The organism is Mammaliicoccus stepanovicii (assembly GCF_002902525.1).
Classification (GTDB): Bacteria; Bacillota; Bacilli; order Staphylococcales; family Staphylococcaceae; genus Mammaliicoccus; species Mammaliicoccus stepanovicii.
Genome location: NZ_PPQZ01000114.1, coordinates 1 through 294, shown reverse-complemented (window position 1 = coordinate 294; position 294 = coordinate 1). Strand labels below are relative to the sequence as shown.

The window sequence follows — 294 nt, the reverse complement described above, 5'->3', positions numbered from 1 at the left end:
GTGCGGCTGGATCACCTCCTTTCTAAGGATATTACGGAATGACCATTAGGTCATGGAATAGCGTGGACATATTGTATTCAGTTTTGAATGTTTATTCAACATTCAAGAAATAGATAGGGCCTATAGCTCAGCTGGTTAGAGCGCACGCCTGATAAGCGTGAGGTCGATGGTTCGAGTCCATTTAGGCCCACCATTTTTTTGCACATTGAAAACTAGATAAGTAAGCAAATAGATTTTACCAAGCAAAAAACCGAGTGAATTTTTAACGAAATTCAACAAGCTTAATAATCGCGC

At 39.8% G+C, this 294-nt stretch carries 1 tRNA gene; it reads left to right on the top strand.

What is annotated here, in order from left to right:
- Nucleotides 1-116 precede the first annotated feature (116 nt).
- A tRNA-Ile gene (locus CD111_RS11425) sits at nucleotides 117-193 on the top strand.
- The last annotated feature ends 101 nt before the right edge of the window (nucleotides 194-294 follow it).